This window comes from Microbacterium gilvum, assembly GCF_039543865.1.
Classification (GTDB): domain Bacteria; phylum Actinomycetota; class Actinomycetes; order Actinomycetales; family Microbacteriaceae; genus Microbacterium; species Microbacterium gilvum.
The window spans coordinates 168217-183634 of the sequence record NZ_BAABKO010000003.1 but is presented as its reverse complement, the minus strand read 5'-3'; the positions used below and the strand labels follow the sequence as shown (position 1 = coordinate 183634).

Sequence of the window (15418 nt, the reverse complement as noted above, 5' to 3'; positions counted from 1 at the left end):
CGATCTTGCGACTCGCGAGCACGTTAAGAAGTCCGCTTCTTGCCATCCGCGAAAGCCCACGCGGCTACCGCGATGAGGGCGGAGACGAGCATCACGATCCCGCAGGGCACCGCCGTCGCCTCGCCTCCGATGCTCACGAGGGGCGAGACGACCGCCGCCAGGCCGAACTGCAGCGCGCCGATGACGGCCGACGCCGACCCCGCGGCCCCCGGTGCGGCGGCCTGCGCGAGCGCCGTGGCGTTGCCGAGGACGAAGCCGAGCGAGGCGACCGCGACGAAGACGGATGCCGCGAGCAGCCAGAGCGGCGCACCCGTGACCGCGACGACGAGGAAGGCCGCCGATCCCGCGAGCGATCCGCCGAGCCCCCATGCGAGCAGCCGACGAGCGGGCACGCGGTCGACGAGCTTCGCGGAGAGGGCGCTCGTCGCCATGAGCGCGAGCGCGTTGAGGCCGAACAGGAGGCCGTACTGCACCTCGTCGAGGCCCATCATCGTCTGATAGAGGAACGGCGACGCCGAGATGTACGCCATCATGACGCTGAACGCGAAGGCGAACGCGAGCGCGTGGCCGAGGAACGCCCGCGATCGGAGCCCCGCGGCCTGTCGCGTTCCGCTGCGCGCCCGCGCGGCACGCGGATGCGTCTCGCGCACGACGAGCACGACGGCGATGAGCATGAGCACGGAGATGCCGAGCACGACGCCGAGCACGCCGCGCCATCCGAGCGGCTCGGAGAGGAAGCCGCCCACGAGCGGCGCGACGACGGGCGCGACCCCGCCGACGATCATCATGAGGCTGAAGGCGCGCGCCGCCGCCGCGCCCTCCGCGAGGTCGGCGATGATGGCGCGGCCCAGGACCATGCCCGCCGCCCCGGCGAGGCCCTGCACGACGCGCGCCGCGATGAGCACGGGGAGCGTGGGAGCGAGCACGGCGACGGCGCTCGACACGACGAGCGCGACGGCGCCGACGAGCAGGGGCCCGCGGCGCCCGAACCGGTCGGACAGCGGCCCGAAGACGAGCTGGCCGGCAGCCACGCCGACGAGGAAGCCCGTCAGGGTCAGCTGGATACCGGTGGCGTCCGCGGCGAGGTCGACCGCCATCTGCGGGAAGGCCGGCAGGTAGAGGTCGGTCGCGAACGGCGCCACGGCCGACAGCAGGGCGAGCACGAGCAGCAGCGCGGCGCCGATCGCCTCCCCGCTGCGTACGCGGACGGCGGATGACTGGGCGATGGTTCCCGTGCTCATGATCTCCTCGACTTGGTTATGTCGGCATAATCATAGCGGATGCGCGCATAGGATCGGATCATGTCCCCGCACGACGCCGATCTCGCCGCGCTCGCCGACGCGGTGCTCACGCTCGCGCGCGAGATCGAGCTGCGGATGGCCGAGGAGGCCGACGTCGTCGCGCTCACGGCGACCGCGCGGATGGTCCTGCGGCACGTGCACCACCGCGACGGGGCCTCGCCGAGCGACATCGGCGAACGGCTCGGGATCAAGCGCCCCAACGTGAGCGAGGCGCTGCGCCAGCTCGAGCGCGCGGGACTGGTGACACGCGACCATCCGACGGGCGATCGCCGCGGCGTCGTGGTGCGCGCGACGCCGCTCGCCGATGAGAACCTCGCACGGCTGCGCGAGGTCTGGGCGCGCACGCTCGCCCCCGCGCGGGGGATGGCCCTCGACGCGGCGGTGCTGTCGCACTCCCTGGGCGACCTCGCCGACGCCGCAGCCGACGCCCGCACCGGGCGCGCCTGACGCCCGCCTTCCCGCCTCGCCCCGGTCGCACTTCCCGCCCTCAGAATGGGCATCCGGGGCCGGGAAGTGCGACCTGGACAGGGCAGAACTGCCCCCGTACGACGACTGGTCGACGTCTGTAGGCTGAGGACATGCCCCACGACTCCACGCGCGCGGGACTCTCCGCCGTCATCCGCCCCGACGGCTCGGCCGAGCTCACCGTCGACGAGACTCCCCAGGAGATCCCGACGTCGCTCATCGAGGACGCGAGGCGCGAGATCGTGCGGCGCACCGCCGAGATCGCGGCGCTGCTCGGCGGGCCCGTGCAGGTCGTGGTGCACGAGCCGGATGGCGACTGGCCGCTGCTCGTGCATCCCGACGGTCGCGTGGACTCGGACGAGGGCTCCGTGCCGCAGGCCCCCGCCGGTGCGGACGAGAGGCCGGACGAGGACGACGAGGTGTCGGCCGACACCGCCATCCGCCCTTCACCCGCTCGACCGGAGACGCCCGCCGAGGAGACGCCGTCGACCCGGCCCACGGCCGTCCCTGCGTCCTCCGTAACGGCCCCGGTCGCGGCATCCCCGATCTCCTCCGTGCCGCTCGCCGCCCCGGCATCTGCACCGGCACCGGCCGCGCCGGCCCCCGCCCCTGCGGTCTCCGCAGCGCCCGTCTCCGCAGCGCCGGTATCCGCAGCGCCGGTCTCCGCAGCGCCCGCCGCGACCGCGTCACCCGCGCCCGCTCCCCCGCGCAGCGCGAACCCGGCGCCGGCCCGGTCGGCGGCCCCGTCGCGGACCGCCCCCGCGTCGTCTCCCGAGCCCTCCGGCCCCGAGGAGCGCCGCTCCTTCCTCGCCGCCGAGCAGGATGCCGAGGAGCTCGCCACACGCGGATGGCGCGGTGCGCTCGTCCGCACCGGCATGCGCGTCCCGCCCGGATCGGCCGAGCGCGCCGAGCGGGCCGATCAGACGGCCGTCGCGCAGCACTGGTTCGGACCGCGCACGATCGCCGTCGTGAACGGCAAGGGCGGCGCGGGAAAGACGCCCACGACGATCCTCACGGCAGCGGTCTTCGCGCGCTTCGGCGGCGCGGGCGTGCTCGCCTGGGACAACAACCAGACGCGCGGGACGCTCGGCTGGCGCACCGAGCAGGGGCCGCACGAGGCGACCCTGCACGAGCTGCTCCCCGAGACCGACCGCCTGCTGTCGGCCGACGCGCAGGCCGCCGATCTCGCACGCTTCGTGCACCACCAGACGCGCGACCGGTTCGACGTGCTGCGGTCGAAGCCGATGGTGCTCGCCGAGCAGCAGCGCATCCACTCCGACGACGTCGACCGCATCCACGCCGTCGCCTCGAAGTACTACCGCCTCATCGTCATGGACTCCGGCAACGACGAGTCCGACCCGATGTGGCTGCGCATGATCGACCACTCCGACCAGATCGTCGTCACGACGACCTCGCGCGCCGAGCACGCCGAGGCGGGCGCCCTGCTCCTTGAGGCGCTGGCCTCGCGCGACGCCCGTTCGGCGCGGCTCGCGCAGAACGCCGTCGCCGTCGTCAGCCAGGCCGACCCCCACGCGTCGACGACAGAGCACCGCAAGGTCGTCGACGGCTACCGTACCCTCGCGCGCGACGTCGTGAGCGTGCCGTACGACCCGGCGATGATCGGCGGCCTCCTCCACTACGGCGCGCTCAAGCCGGCCACGCAGCGCGCGTGGCTCGCCGCCGGTGCGGCGATCGCGCGGGGTCTCGGTCCCGCAGGAGGCTGAGCCGCGCGGGTCCGGCCCGCCTACAGCCGCACGACCTCCGTCACGCGGACGACCGCGGCGCCGGCCTCGGCGGATGCCTCGAGGTCCACCTCGGCGCGGATGCGCCAGTCGTGGTCGCCCTCCGGGTCGTCGATCGTCTGCTCGACGCGCCAGAGCGCGCCGTCTTCTTCGATGCGGCAGTAGGCGGGCGACCGGGAGGCCCCGGAGACGCCGATGGACTCGTGCTCCGCGTAGTACCGGTCGAGGGCGCCGGGCCAGTCGACGTCGGGGTCGAGCGCCGCGAGGTCCTCGTCCTTCTCGAGCGCCGCGAGCTGCACGCGCCGGAACAGCTCGTTGCGGACGAGCACCGTGAACGCGCGGCGGTTCACGGTGACGGATGGCGGAGCCGGCGGCACGACCGACGTGGCGTCGTCGCCGTCCGCCCCCGAGGCGAGCGCCTCCCACTCGTCGACGAGGCTCGAGTCGACCTGCCGGACCAGCTCGCCGAGCCACTCGATGATGTCGCGCAGCTCGTCCGTGCGCGCCTCGGCGGGCACGGTCTGGCGGATGGCGCGGTATGCGTCGCTGAGGTAGCGCAGCACGAGCCCCTCGCTGCGCCCCAGCTGGTACCAGTTCACGAACTCCGCGAACGACATGGCCTGCTCGAACATGTCGCGCACGACCGACTTGGGACGCAGCTCGAAGTCGCGCACCCACGGCTGGCTCGACGCGAACACCTCGAACGACTGGCGCAGCAGGTCGGCGAGCGGCTTGGCGTAGGTGACCTCCTCGAGCGCCTCCATGCGCTCCTCGTACTCCATCCCCTCGCGCTTCATGGCCGCCACCGCCTCGCCGCGCGCCTTGTACTCCTGCTGGGAGAGGATGGCGCGGGGATCGTCGAGCGTCGACTCGATGACGCTCACGACGTCGAGGGCGTACGACCCCGTGCCCACGCCGTCTGCGCCGTCGGCGGGGTCGAGCAGCTCGATCGCGGCGAGCGCGAAGGGCGACAGCGGCTGGTTGAGGGCGAAGTTCGGCTGCAGGTCGACGACGAGGCGGATGGCTCCGTCCGGCGCGACCTCGACGATGCCCGCCTCGCGCAGCGTGCGGAAGATGGCGAGCGCGCGGCGCGCCAGCTCGTAGCGGCGGTGCCGGGGCTCGTGGTTGTCGAACACGAGGGCGCGGACGTTCGCGAAGACGTCTCCGCCGCGGCCGATGACGTTGATGAGCATGGCGCTCGTGATCTGCAGCTGCGGCTGCAGGGGCTCCGGCTCCGCCTCGACGAGCTTCTCGAAGGTCTGCGCGCTCCACGACACGTAGCCGGCCGGTGCCTTCTTCCGCTGCACGCGCTTGCGCTTGACGGGGTCGTCGCCCGCTTTGCGGAGCGCCTGCGCGTTCTCGATCTCGTGCTCGGGCGCGAGCACGATGACATTGCCGTAGGGGTCGTAGCCGGCGCGGCCCGCGCGACCCGCGATCTGATGGAACTCTCGCGCCGAGAGGCGGCGCATCCGGGTGCCGTCGTACTTGGACAGCGCCGTGATCATGACGGTCCGGATGGGGACGTTGATGCCGACGCCGAGGGTGTCCGTCCCGCAGATGACGCGGAGGAGCCCTCGCTGCGCGAGCGTCTCGACGAGACGGCGGTACCGGGGCAGCATGCCCGCATGGTGAACGCCGATGCCCGAGCGCACCAGCCGCGAGAGGGTCTTGCCGAACGCGGTCGTGAACCGGAACCCGCCGATGGCCTCGGCGATCTCGTCGCGCTGCTCGCGCGTGGTGACCTTGACGCTCGCGAGCGCCTGCGCGCGCTCCACGGCGGCCGCCTGCGAGAAGTGCACGATGTAGACGGGGGTCTCCCGCTCCTCGAGGAGCTTCTCGACCGTCTCGTGCGCGGCGTGGTCGGAGTAGGTGTGGTGCAGCGGCACGGGTCGCTCGGCGCCCGCGACGAGCGCCGTCGGCCGCCCCGTGCGGCGGCTGAGGTCGGCGCGGATGTCGGCGGTGTCGCCGAGGGTCGCCGACATGAGGAGGAACTGCGCACGCGGGAGCAGGAGGAGCGGCACCTGCCATGCCCATCCGCGGTCGGCGTCGCCGTAGTAGTGGAACTCGTCCATGACGACCTGATCGACTTCGGCGTCGGCTCCGTGCCGCAGCGCGAGGTTCGCGAGGATCTCGGCCGTGCAGCACACGATCGGGGCGTCGGCGTTGACCGATGAGTCGCCCGTGACCATCCCGACGTTCTCGGCGCCGAAGATGTCGACGAGGGCGAAGAACTTCTCGCTCACGAGCGCCTTGATCGGCGCCGTGTAGTACGTGCGGCCGGCGCCGGCGAGGGCGACGGCGTGCGCGGCGATCGCGACGAGCGACTTGCCCGTTCCCGTCGGTGTCGCGAGCACGACGTTGGCGCCCGAGACGAGCTCGATGACGGCCTCGTCCTGGGCCGGGTACAGCGCGAGCCCGCGGCCCTCGGCCCACTCCACGAAGGCGGTGTAGAGGGCGTCGGCGTCGGAGCCGGCCGCGCGGACGCTGTCGAGGAGGGAGGAGGCCATCCCCTCGAGTCTGCCTCATCGGCGGAGGGCGCCGCTCTACGATGAGGATCGTGCCCGCGAGTCCTGCCGTCCTGCTCCGCTTCTTCGACGCGCTCGTGGGCGCGGAGGTCAGCCTGTGGGGCGACGCCGACGCCGCCGTGACGGCGGGCACGTCGGCGGGTCTCGGCACCGTGTCGGCGCTCGGCGTCATCGCGGGACACGGCGACGACGCCCGCGTGCAGGACGTGGCCGACGGCATCGGCATCACGGTCGGCGCCGCGAGCAAGCTCGTCGACCGCCTCGAACGCGACGGGCTCGTCGTGCGCGCCCCGAACCCCTCGGATCGCCGCTCGTCGCTGCTGCGGATGACGGCGGATGGCCGGCGCGTGCTCGACGACGGCAGCGGCGTGCTCGTGCACGTGCTGGGCGAGCGCCTCGCCGACCTCGATGAGACGACGCTCGCGTCGGCGACCGAGGTGCTCGAGTCCCTGCGGGGCTGATGCGGATTCTGGAGAAGATGCATCCCGGGCAGGTACATCGTCGCCGCCCCCTTCTCGCCCAGGTCGCGGTTCCCGTCCGCTAACGGCGCCCTCAGGCCGGAAAGTGCAACCCGAGCGGATCGCCCCCTCGCCCAGGTCGCAGTTCCCGTCCGCTACCGGCGACCTGAGGCCGGAAAGCGCGACCCGGACGCGACGGCAGCTGTCAGCGGCTCGTCTCGCGCGCGATCGCAGCGACGAAGGCGTCGATGTCGTCCTCGGTCGTGTCGAAGCTGCACATCCAGCGCACCTCGCCCGTCGACTCGTCCCAGTCGTAGAAGCGGAAGCTCTCGCGGAGGCGGTCGGCGACGCCCTCCGGCAGGATGGCGAACACGCCGTTCGCCTGCGTCTCGCGCGTGAACGACACCCCGCGGATCGAGCCGTCGGCGAGCCCCGTCTCGACGCCCGCCCGCAGCCGCTGCGCCATGGCGTTGGCGTGCCGGGCGTTGCGCAGGTACAGGTCGCCGTCGAAGAGCGCGAGGAGCTGCGCCGAGACGAACCGCATCTTCGACGCGAGCTGCATGTTGAGCTTGCGCAGGTACGTGAGGCCCGTGGCCGCCGCGGGGTCGAGCACGACGATCGCCTCGGCGAGCATGGCGCCGTTCTTCGTGCCGCCGAGCGAGACGACGTCGACCCCCGCGTCGCGCGTGAACGCGCCGAGCGGCAGGTCGAGCGCGGCGGCGGCGTTCGAGATGCGGGCGCCGTCGAGGTGGACGCGCATGCCGAGGCCGTGCGCGTGGTCGGCGATCGCGCGGATCTCGTCCGGCGTGTACAGCGTGCCGAGCTCCGTCGTCTGCGTGATCGAGACGACGAGGGGCTGCGCGCGGTGCTCGTCGCCCCATCCCCACGCCTCGCGGTCGATGAGCTCGGGGGTGAGCTTGCCGTCGTCGGTCGGCACGGTGAGCAGCTTCATTCCGCCGATGCGCTCGGGGGCGCCCTGCTCGTCGACGTTGATATGCGCCGTCGCGGCCGCGATGACGGCGCCCCAGCGCGGCAGCATCGACTGCAGCGCCGTGACGTTGGCGCCCGTGCCGTTGAAGACGGGGAACGCCTCGACGGGGCCGCCGAAGCGCTCCGCGAGCACCTCGTGCAGGCGCGCCGTGTAGACGTCCTCCCCGTAGGCCACCTGGTGCCCGGTGTTGGCGGCGGCGAGCGCCGCGAGCACCTCAGGGTGGATGCCGGCGTAGTTGTCGGACGCGAAGCCGCGCAGATGCGCGTCGTGCAGAGGGTTCACTTCTCCAGCCTATTCAGCGTGGTCGGGCGCGACGCTCGGCGCGGCGCGCAGCGGACGGCGGGGCGGACGGCCGTGCGTCAGGACAGCTCGATCACGCGGTCGTCGACGGCGTCGGCCGGGGCCTGCCAGAGCGCCGCGTACTCCTCGGCGAGGCGCTCCTCGAGGCCCGCGAGCGCCGTCACGCGGAAGATCGTCGCCGCAGCGGCGGGTGCCTCCTTCGCGAAGCCGTGGGCGAGCGCGCGCATCCACGCCTCGCTCGCCGCCTTCACCGCGGCGTAGCTCGCACCGCCCGCGAGCGGTCGCGCGACGGCGGTGGACGACACCATCGCGACCCGCGCGCACGGGGAGGCGACGAAAGATGTCCAGAGGGCGCGGGTCACGAGGCGGAGGGCCGTGAACGACCCCTCCAGGGCACGGTAGTCGGCCTCGGTCTGGCCGGGGATGCCCCCGCCGCCGCGCCATCCGCCGACGAGGTGCAGCACGCCGTCGACGGGGCCGAGGGCCGCGGCGAGCGCGGCCACCTCGTCCTCGTCCGCGAGATCCGCCTCGATCGTCGCGACGCCCTCGCGCCCGAGCGCCGCGAGCTTCGCGGGATCGCGACCGGCGACGACGACGCGCGCGCCGCCATCCGCGAGCCGTCGTGCGACGGCCCGGCCGGCCGCGCTCGTGCCCCCGGAGAGGAGCACGGTGCGGCCGGCGAGGCCGAGGTCAGTCATCGGAGCCGCGGATGCCCGAGGTCTGCGCGATGACCGAGCGCATCTTCTTCTCGAGCGCCTCGTAGAACATCGACAGCGGGAACTCGTCGTCGAGCACGGCGTCGGTGTACCCCCGCACGGGCCCCGCGAGCACGGCGTCGGGGAGGCCCCTCGCCCACGCCGATGCGGGATGCGGCGTCAGCACGGAGCGGACGAGGTCGTACGCCGCGAGCCAGTGCGCCGCCTTCGGGCGGTCGATCGAGCGCCAGTAGAGCTCGTCGATGGCGTCGCCGAGCGCGACCACGGCCTCCGGCACGGCGTCCCAGTCGAACGCGAGCGAGGTGTCGGTCCAGTGCAGCGCGCCGCGCTGATGCAGCCAGGCGAACAGCAGCTGGCCGCCGAGCCCGTCGTAGTTGCGCACGCGGCTCCCCGTGATGGCGAACCGGAAGATGCGGTCGAAGATGACCGCGTACTGCACGAGCACGGCATGCTCGAGCGTCTCGCGTTCGACGTCGTCGAGGTCGTCGGCCGCCGAGAGACGGCGCTGGATGGCCACCGACTCGCGGAACGCGGTGAGGTCGCAGCGCAGCTCCTCGAGGGAGTAGAGGAAGTACGGCATCCGCTGCTTGATCATGAACGGATCGAACGGCAGGTCGCCGCGCATGTGCGTGCGGTCGTGGATGATGTCCCACATGACGAAGGACTTCTCCGTCAGCGACTGGTCCTCCAGCATGCGGCGGGCGTCGTCGGGCAGGTCGAGCTTCGTGATCTCGGCCGCGGCGCGCACGACACGGCGGTAGCGGGCCGCCTCCCTGTCCTGGAAGATCGCGCCCCAGGTGAATTCCGGGACCTCGCGCACCGAGACCGTCTCCGGGAAGAGGACCGCCGAGTTCGTGTCGTAGCCGGCCGTGAAGTCGACGAGCCGCAGGCTCACGAACAGGCGGTTCCCGTAGTCGCCCGCCTCGAGCCGTGCGATGAACTCGGGCCAGATCACCTCGGCGACGAGCGCCTCGATGCGGCGGTCGGGCGACCCGTTCTGCGTGTACATCGGGAAGACGACGAGATGGCGCAGCCCGTCGACGCGGTGCCGCTCGGGGTGGAAGGCGACGAGCGCGTCGTGGAAGTCGGGGACTCCGAACCCCTGAGCCTGCCAGCGCGCCAGGTCGGCGTCGACGGCGGCGAGGTAGGCGGCGTCGTGCGGGAACCGCGGCGCGAGGTCGCGGACGGCCTCGCGCAGGCGCTCGGTCTCGACGCGCGCCGCGGCGTGCAGGGCCGCCTCGGGGATGGCTCCGTCCGCCGCCTGCATGCCCTGCAGCGCGGTCGCCGCCTCCTTCAGGCGGCGCCAGCCGTCCGAGCGCTCGACGCCGGGTGCCCGTCCGTCCTCGACGACCTCGGGCTCGCCGATGATGGCCTTCGTCACCTGGATCTGGCTCATGGACATGGGAACCTCCGTTCTCGAGGCTCGGGCCGCGACGGCGCGGCGACGGATGTCGGTGCCTCCCAGGCTAGGCGTCCGCGCCCCGCGGCGACATGGCCATCCTGCGCGATCTTCCGCGATCGGACGGGCAAGGACCGTGCGTTCTGCGCAGGCGGAACGCGGCCGGCCTACGCAATCCGGCGCGCCGCGAGCAGGCCGGACGCGAGCTGCGCGACGCCGAGCACGACGAGCAGCACGAGCGTCCATGCCCATTCGCCCGTCACCTCCGCGAGAGCGCCGGCCGCGACGGGGCCCGCGGCCGCGAGCAGGTAGCCGACGGTCTGGGCCATGCCGGAGAGCCGCGCCGCCTCGGCGTGCGAGCGCGCCTTCGTGCTCACCATCGTGAGCGCGGCCGTGAGCGAGGCGCCCTGCCCGAAGCCCGCCACGGCGGCCCAGACGAGGGCGAGGCCGGGCGCCGCGAGGAGGCCGGCCGCCGCGACGATCATCGGGACGGCGGCCACGGCCATCCCCGCCCGGTGGTCGCGACCGGGTCGGAGGAAGCGCGGGACGGCGAGGCTCCCGAGGATCCCGACCCACACCATGACGGAGAGGTGGACCCCGGCCGCGCTCGACGACGTGCCTCGCGCCGTCTCGATCGTCGGGAGCCACGTGACGAGCACGTAGAACGCGGTCGACTGCAGGCCCATGAACGCGGTCACCAGCCACGCGGTCGGCCAGGTCCAGACGCTCCCGCCCGCGTGGGGCATCGCGCCGGGCGCGGCCGGCACGGCGGGAGCGGGGCGCCTCACCCGCCACATCCAGGCGATCGCGGCGACGAGCGAGAGCACGCCGGGGGCGAGGAGGGCGAACCGCCAGTCGACGGCCGCGGCGAGCGGCGCGGACGCGGCGGAGGCGACACCCGCGGCGAAGGCGAGGAACGCGGTGTAGAGGCCCGTCGCGCGGGAGACGTGGGCGGCGTAGTCGCGCTTCACGAGCACGGGGACGAGCACATTGCCCACGCCGATCGCGATGCCGATCGCGAACGTGCCGGTCCACAGGCCGGGCTCTGCGCCGTAGGAGCGCAGCACGATCGCCGCGGTGAGCACCAGGAGGGCCGCCAGGATGGTCCGCTCCTCGCCGAGGCGCGTCGAGACGCGGTGCACGAGGGGCGAGACGGCGGCGAAGGCGAGGAGCGGGAGCGCTCCGACGAGCCCGAGAGCCGACTCGCCCAGACCGAGGTCCGCCCCGACGAGCGGGAGGACGGGACCGAACGAGGTCAGCGCGGGGCGCAGGCACATGGCCACGAGGAAGACGAGGGCGGCGACGAGCGCCGTGCGCCGGGTGCGTTCGGTCATCCTCCGATCCCATCATGATCGCGTCGGTACGATCGACGGATGGCCCGGCGGTATCCCTCGACGATCGCGTCGCCCGTCGAGCACGAGCTCGTCATCCGGAAGTCGCGGTTCATCGCGCAGCTCGCGCCGGCCGCGTCCGTCGAGGAGGCCGATGCGGTGATCGCCGCCGTCCGCCGTCGCGCGTGGGACGCGCGGCACAACTGCACCGCCATGGTGACGGGGGTGCTCGGCGACCAGGCGCGCTCGTCCGATGACGGCGAGCCGTCCGGCACGGCGGGCGTGCCGATGCTCGAGGTGCTGCGGCGCCGCGAGCTGACCGACGTCGTGGCCGTCGTGACGCGGTACTTCGGCGGCGTCAAGCTCGGGGCCGGCGGGCTCGTGCGCGCGTACTCATCCGCGGTGTCGGAGGCTCTCGACCGCGCGCTGCTCGTGCGGAGGGAGGCGCTGTCGCAGGCCGTCGTCGACGTGCCGCACGGCGACGCCGGCCGCATCGACAACCTCCTGCGCGATTGGGCGCCGCTGCACGGCGCGACGCTCGGCGATCCCGTCTACGGCGCCACCGCCGCGTTCGAGCTCTGGGTGCCCGAGGATGCCCGTGCGCGCCTCGTCGACGATCTCGCCGCCGCGTCGGCCGGCGCCCTGTCGCCCGTGTTCGGCGTCGAGCGGGTGGTCGACGTCCGCTGACGGTGCCCCGTCATCCCCGGGCGCGCCCGTCCGCGTTCACTCCGCAGGCGCCCCCGACGGCATCTCGCCGTCGGCCGGCGCGCCGCCCATGCCGCCCGCCGCCGCCTGCTGCTCGACGCTGTTCGCATAGTCGTTCGAGGGGTCGCGGTAGATCGTGTGCACGTGGCCCCAGCCGCTCGTGGAGACGCCCTCGACGTCGGCGCCCGCCGAGCCGCCCTGCGCCTGGAAGGCGAGGTAGACGTTCGGGCCGGAGATGGAGAAGTTGATGCCGTCGCCCGTGCTCATGTCGTAGGTCGTCTCGCCCGACCAGGCGATGACCGTCTCGTCGAGCGTGGCCTCGATCTCGGCGAGCTCGGTGGCCGTCGTCTCCTCATCGGCCATCCCGGCCCAGTTGGCGATGAGCTCGAGCAGCAGCTCCCTCTGCTCGTCGGTGAGGTCGGCGCCCGAGAGCCCCGCCCCGCTCTCGTACTCGCACGTGTCGCCCGGCGCGCAGAACGTGACGTCGCCCGAGGTCAGGGTCGCCTGCTGCTCCTCCGTGAGGCTGTCGTAGAAGGCGAACGCGTCGGTGTAGATCGCGTCGAACGGCTGCACCTCCTCGCCGTCCTCGTTCGTGTAGACGGCGGGCTGCACACCCAGATGGGTCGGAGCGAACGTGATCGCGTTCTCGGAGCCGTTGAGGTCGGCGTTGATGCCGAGGTGATGGCCGCCGAACTGCACGGCATAGGCGTCGGTGTCGGATGCGTCACCGAAGAACGCGATGTAGTACTGACCGAGCGATGTCTCGGTCGTGCTGCTGTTCTCCAGCAGGTACTGGTCGCCGCCCATGACGGAGACGACGGTCTCGTATGCCTCGTCGCTCAGCAGCGCCTCGAGCACCGCCATCGCCGCCTCCTGCTGCTCGTCCGTCAGCTCGGCGAGGTTGAGGCCGGCGCGCTCTACGAAGGTCACGGGGAAGTTCGACCACGAGGTGGTCTTCGTCTCGTCGTCGTAGTCGTAGGTCACGGCCTCGACCTGCTCGTCCGAGAGCGTCGCGAGGAAGGCCTCCACCGCGGCCGTCGTGTCCGCGATCGTCTCCTGCGTCGTCGTCGCATCCTCCGACCCCGTCGAGGTCGTGATGATCGCGTCGTCGAGCGTCGAGACGGTCGAGGCCGTGGTGGTGCCGGAGGAGGAGGTGCCGGAGGACGCGGTCGTCGTGCTCGCGCATCCGGCGAGCGCGAGCCCGCCGACCATGAGCGTCGACGCCATCCAGAAGGTGCGGGAACGGGAGGCTCGGCGCAGCACGCCGGTCGAGTCGGAGTTCGTCATGTCCTCGACGGTAGGGTCCGGGTCTACCGGGTTCCTATGGAACGGGCCTCCGATTGCCGACCGCCCACGGAGATGGCGGAGAAGACCAGTCCGCGGTCGCGATCAGGCCAGCGCGGTCAGCCCGTCCGCCTCGAGCTGCATCCAGAGCGCCAGGTGGAAGTCCTGGTCGTTCGCGAGGGGATCGGGGGCGTGGGCTGCGACGCCGTCGACCGTCGTGGGCATGACGAAGGCGCACGTCGCCGATCCGTCGGCGGCGTAGTTGGCCATGTTCGCGCGGAGGATGGCCTCGGCGAGCGCGTCGGTCTCCGACGTGCGCAGCTCACGCGGAAGACGCAGCAGCACGGTCGCGGTGAGCGCGCTCCAGTAGTGCGGGAACACGTCGCCCCACTGCCGCCGCTGCCCGAACCAGTAGCCGTCCCAGTGGCGGATGGCGACACCGTGCAGTCGCGCATGCGGCTGCGCTCCCCCGAACGCGAGCAGCCATGGCAGGCGCCGGCGGATCTCCTCGAGGAGCGCCGGATCGCCCGTGATCGCGTGCGCGTCGATGAGCGTGTGGAGCAGCGGGGCGACGATCGCCTGCTCGTAGGCCACCTCGTGCCCCGGGAGCTCGGCGCCGAGCCCGGCGAAGAAGCGCCCGCTCTCGACCACGGCGTCACGGAGGCCCTGCGACCGCTCCGCCTGGCCCGCGTCGACGAGCGCGTCCGCGACGGCCACGGCGACCTCCGAGAAGCCGATCGTGAGGATGCGCGCGAGGCCGAGCTCGAGACCGCGCTCGAGGAGGCGTGCGGAGAGATCGAGGTCGTCGATGCGACCTCCGTGCGCATGGCGGAGGAGGAAGAACCGTGCCAGCCACGGGCTGTCGTACAGGCGGATGCCGGCGTGCTGATGCTGCGACCCTCGTCGCGGTGCGGCGCTGTCGTCGATGAGGTGCGCACGCGCGAACGCGGCCCATCCGTCGAGCGCGGCCGCCGCATCGTCGTCCAGCCACCCGCGGGCGTGGGCGTGCTGCAGCATGAGCGCGACGCCGATGCGCTCGGAGCCGTCCGTCCAGTCCGACCAGCCGTTGGTCGCCTGGGTCAGGCGCGTCGTCGTGTCGACGGGGACGATCGCGTGCGAGAGGAGCCCCGGCCGCTCGCTGCTGCGCTGGTGCGCGAGCACGTATGCCGACCTCTTCTCCACCGCCGTGCGCACGGCGTCGTGGAAGAGCACCTCGGTGTGCGCGTCGTCGCCGATCCGCACGGTGTAGCTGCCCGCCGAGCGCGCCGTCAGACGGACGCCGTCGTCGACGGCGACCACGTCGATCCCGGCGTCGGCCGTGACGGGGAGGCGCGTGGTGACGAGGATGTCGTCGCCGACCTGCGCCGCGAGGCGCGAGAGGCGCGCGGGTGCGGCGGTCCCCTCGAGGAAGGCCGCGACGTCGTCGTACCAGCCGACCGTCCAGGAGAGGACGTGCTCGGCGCCCGGAGCGAGCACGATCGCCGGCTGACCGCCGAACGCGCCGGGGTTCCGCGCCTGGTCGGTCGCGTGCAGCACGATGTGCCCGCGCGCGTTCGACAGCGTGCTCGCGTTGCGCGTCTCGACGGCGTATCCGTGCAGGGCGCCCTCCGCGAGCACGAGGCCGAGGATGCGGCCCTCGCCGTTCATCGGCTGCGCCGCGACCCATGCCCAGCTGCCGCCCGTGAAGACGTGCGCGTGCACGCGCCGGCGCAGCGCGTCGCCGGCGCCCGGGTAGAGGTCGGCGAACGGCGTCTGTATTCCGAGGCTCGTGATGCGCAGCGGGGCGTCCGATGCGTTGCGGAACCGGTAGGTCTCGACGAGAGCCGCACCGCCCTCGCGTTCGATGCGGACGTCGAGCGCGCCGCCGACCTCGTGGACCGCGACGATGCGGTCGCCCTCGCGCTCCACGACGGACGGGTCGTTCCACCTCCCGCTGAAGCCGTCGGCGATGACGTGCCCCGTGCCCCACGCGTGCTCGAGCGTGTGCCACGGGGTGCCGGCATCGAGCAGGTAGGTCCGCTCCGGCGCATCCGCATCGGTGAACTGCACCGGGATGCCGCTTGCGACGTCGATGGTCGCGTGCCCGGCGCCCATCGGCAGCGTCGCAGTCTCGACGGCTGCGGCCCGGAGCAGCACCTCGGTGGCGATGGTGGTCTCGTGCGTGACGGTCATGATGTCTTCCTGTGGCGCGTCGTGTGTGC

12 protein-coding genes are annotated in these 15418 nt (G+C 72.9%); 4 read left to right on the top strand and 8 right to left on the bottom strand.

The window, feature by feature from the left end; all coding sequences use genetic code 11:
* Nucleotides 1-23: 23 nt before the first annotated feature.
* Complete coding sequence (locus tag ABD998_RS10045; protein WP_345438667.1) at nucleotides 24-1241, bottom strand: multidrug effflux MFS transporter; 1218 nt, start codon at nucleotides 1239-1241, stop codon at nucleotides 24-26.
* 60 nt (nucleotides 1242-1301) lie between these two features.
* Here ABD998_RS10045 and ABD998_RS10040 point away from each other — a divergent pair, with 60 nt between their 5' ends.
* On the top strand, nucleotides 1302-1748 hold the full coding sequence (locus ABD998_RS10040) for a MarR family transcriptional regulator (protein WP_345438665.1): 447 nt from the start codon (nucleotides 1302-1304) through the stop codon (nucleotides 1746-1748).
* A 131-nt stretch (nucleotides 1749-1879) separates the two neighbouring features.
* The gene (locus ABD998_RS10035) at nucleotides 1880-3490 is read left to right on the top strand and encodes an ATPase (RefSeq protein ID WP_345438662.1); all 1611 of its coding nucleotides are present in this window, start codon (nucleotides 1880-1882) and stop codon (nucleotides 3488-3490) included.
* 20 nt (nucleotides 3491-3510) lie between these two features.
* On the opposite strand, the gene ABD998_RS10030 is transcribed toward ABD998_RS10035, so the two are convergent.
* Entirely contained in the window at nucleotides 3511-6015 is a 2505-nt protein-coding gene (locus ABD998_RS10030; RefSeq protein WP_345438659.1) for a DEAD/DEAH box helicase, read from the bottom strand.
* 50 nt (nucleotides 6016-6065) lie between these two features.
* On the opposite strand from ABD998_RS10030, the gene ABD998_RS10025 reads away from it, so the two are divergent.
* Complete coding sequence (locus tag ABD998_RS10025) at nucleotides 6066-6494, top strand: MarR family winged helix-turn-helix transcriptional regulator (RefSeq protein WP_345438656.1); 429 nt, start codon at nucleotides 6066-6068, stop codon at nucleotides 6492-6494.
* A 202-nt stretch (nucleotides 6495-6696) separates the two neighbouring features.
* Here the strand turns inward: ABD998_RS10025 and ABD998_RS10020 are convergent, their stop codons facing one another.
* The 4 genes from ABD998_RS10020 to ABD998_RS10005 all read right to left on the bottom strand — a co-directional run bounded on the left by ABD998_RS10020 (nucleotide 6697) and on the right by ABD998_RS10005 (nucleotide 11231).
* Complete coding sequence (locus tag ABD998_RS10020) at nucleotides 6697-7764, bottom strand: threonine aldolase family protein (RefSeq protein ID WP_345438654.1); 1068 nt, start codon at nucleotides 7762-7764, stop codon at nucleotides 6697-6699.
* 77 nt (nucleotides 7765-7841) lie between these two features.
* Nucleotides 7842-8480 (bottom strand): SDR family NAD(P)-dependent oxidoreductase, encoded by a 639-nt coding sequence (locus ABD998_RS10015; protein ID WP_345438652.1) that lies wholly within the window; start codon nucleotides 8478-8480, stop codon nucleotides 7842-7844.
* A complete protein-coding gene (locus ABD998_RS10010; RefSeq protein WP_345439111.1) occupies nucleotides 8473-9894 on the bottom strand; it encodes a DUF6421 family protein in 1422 nt (473 codons plus the stop codon). The genes ABD998_RS10015 and ABD998_RS10010 overlap by 8 nt, the downstream gene beginning before the upstream one ends.
* A gap of 170 nt (nucleotides 9895-10064) precedes the next feature.
* Complete coding sequence (locus ABD998_RS10005) at nucleotides 10065-11231, bottom strand: MFS transporter (protein ID WP_345438649.1); 1167 nt, start codon at nucleotides 11229-11231, stop codon at nucleotides 10065-10067.
* A 39-nt stretch (nucleotides 11232-11270) separates the two neighbouring features.
* Here ABD998_RS10005 and ABD998_RS10000 point away from each other — a divergent pair, with 39 nt between their 5' ends.
* The gene (locus ABD998_RS10000) at nucleotides 11271-11915 is read left to right on the top strand and encodes an IMPACT family protein (RefSeq protein ID WP_345438647.1); all 645 of its coding nucleotides are present in this window, start codon (nucleotides 11271-11273) and stop codon (nucleotides 11913-11915) included.
* A gap of 36 nt (nucleotides 11916-11951) precedes the next feature.
* On the opposite strand, the gene ABD998_RS09995 is transcribed toward ABD998_RS10000, so the two are convergent.
* A complete protein-coding gene (locus tag ABD998_RS09995) occupies nucleotides 11952-13220 on the bottom strand; it encodes a DUF3500 domain-containing protein (protein WP_345438645.1) in 1269 nt (422 codons plus the stop codon).
* A gap of 102 nt (nucleotides 13221-13322) precedes the next feature.
* Nucleotides 13323-15389, bottom strand: coding sequence for a hypothetical protein (locus tag ABD998_RS09990; protein ID WP_345438643.1), 2067 nt, complete (start codon nucleotides 15387-15389; stop codon nucleotides 13323-13325).
* Nucleotides 15390-15418 lie beyond the last annotated feature (29 nt).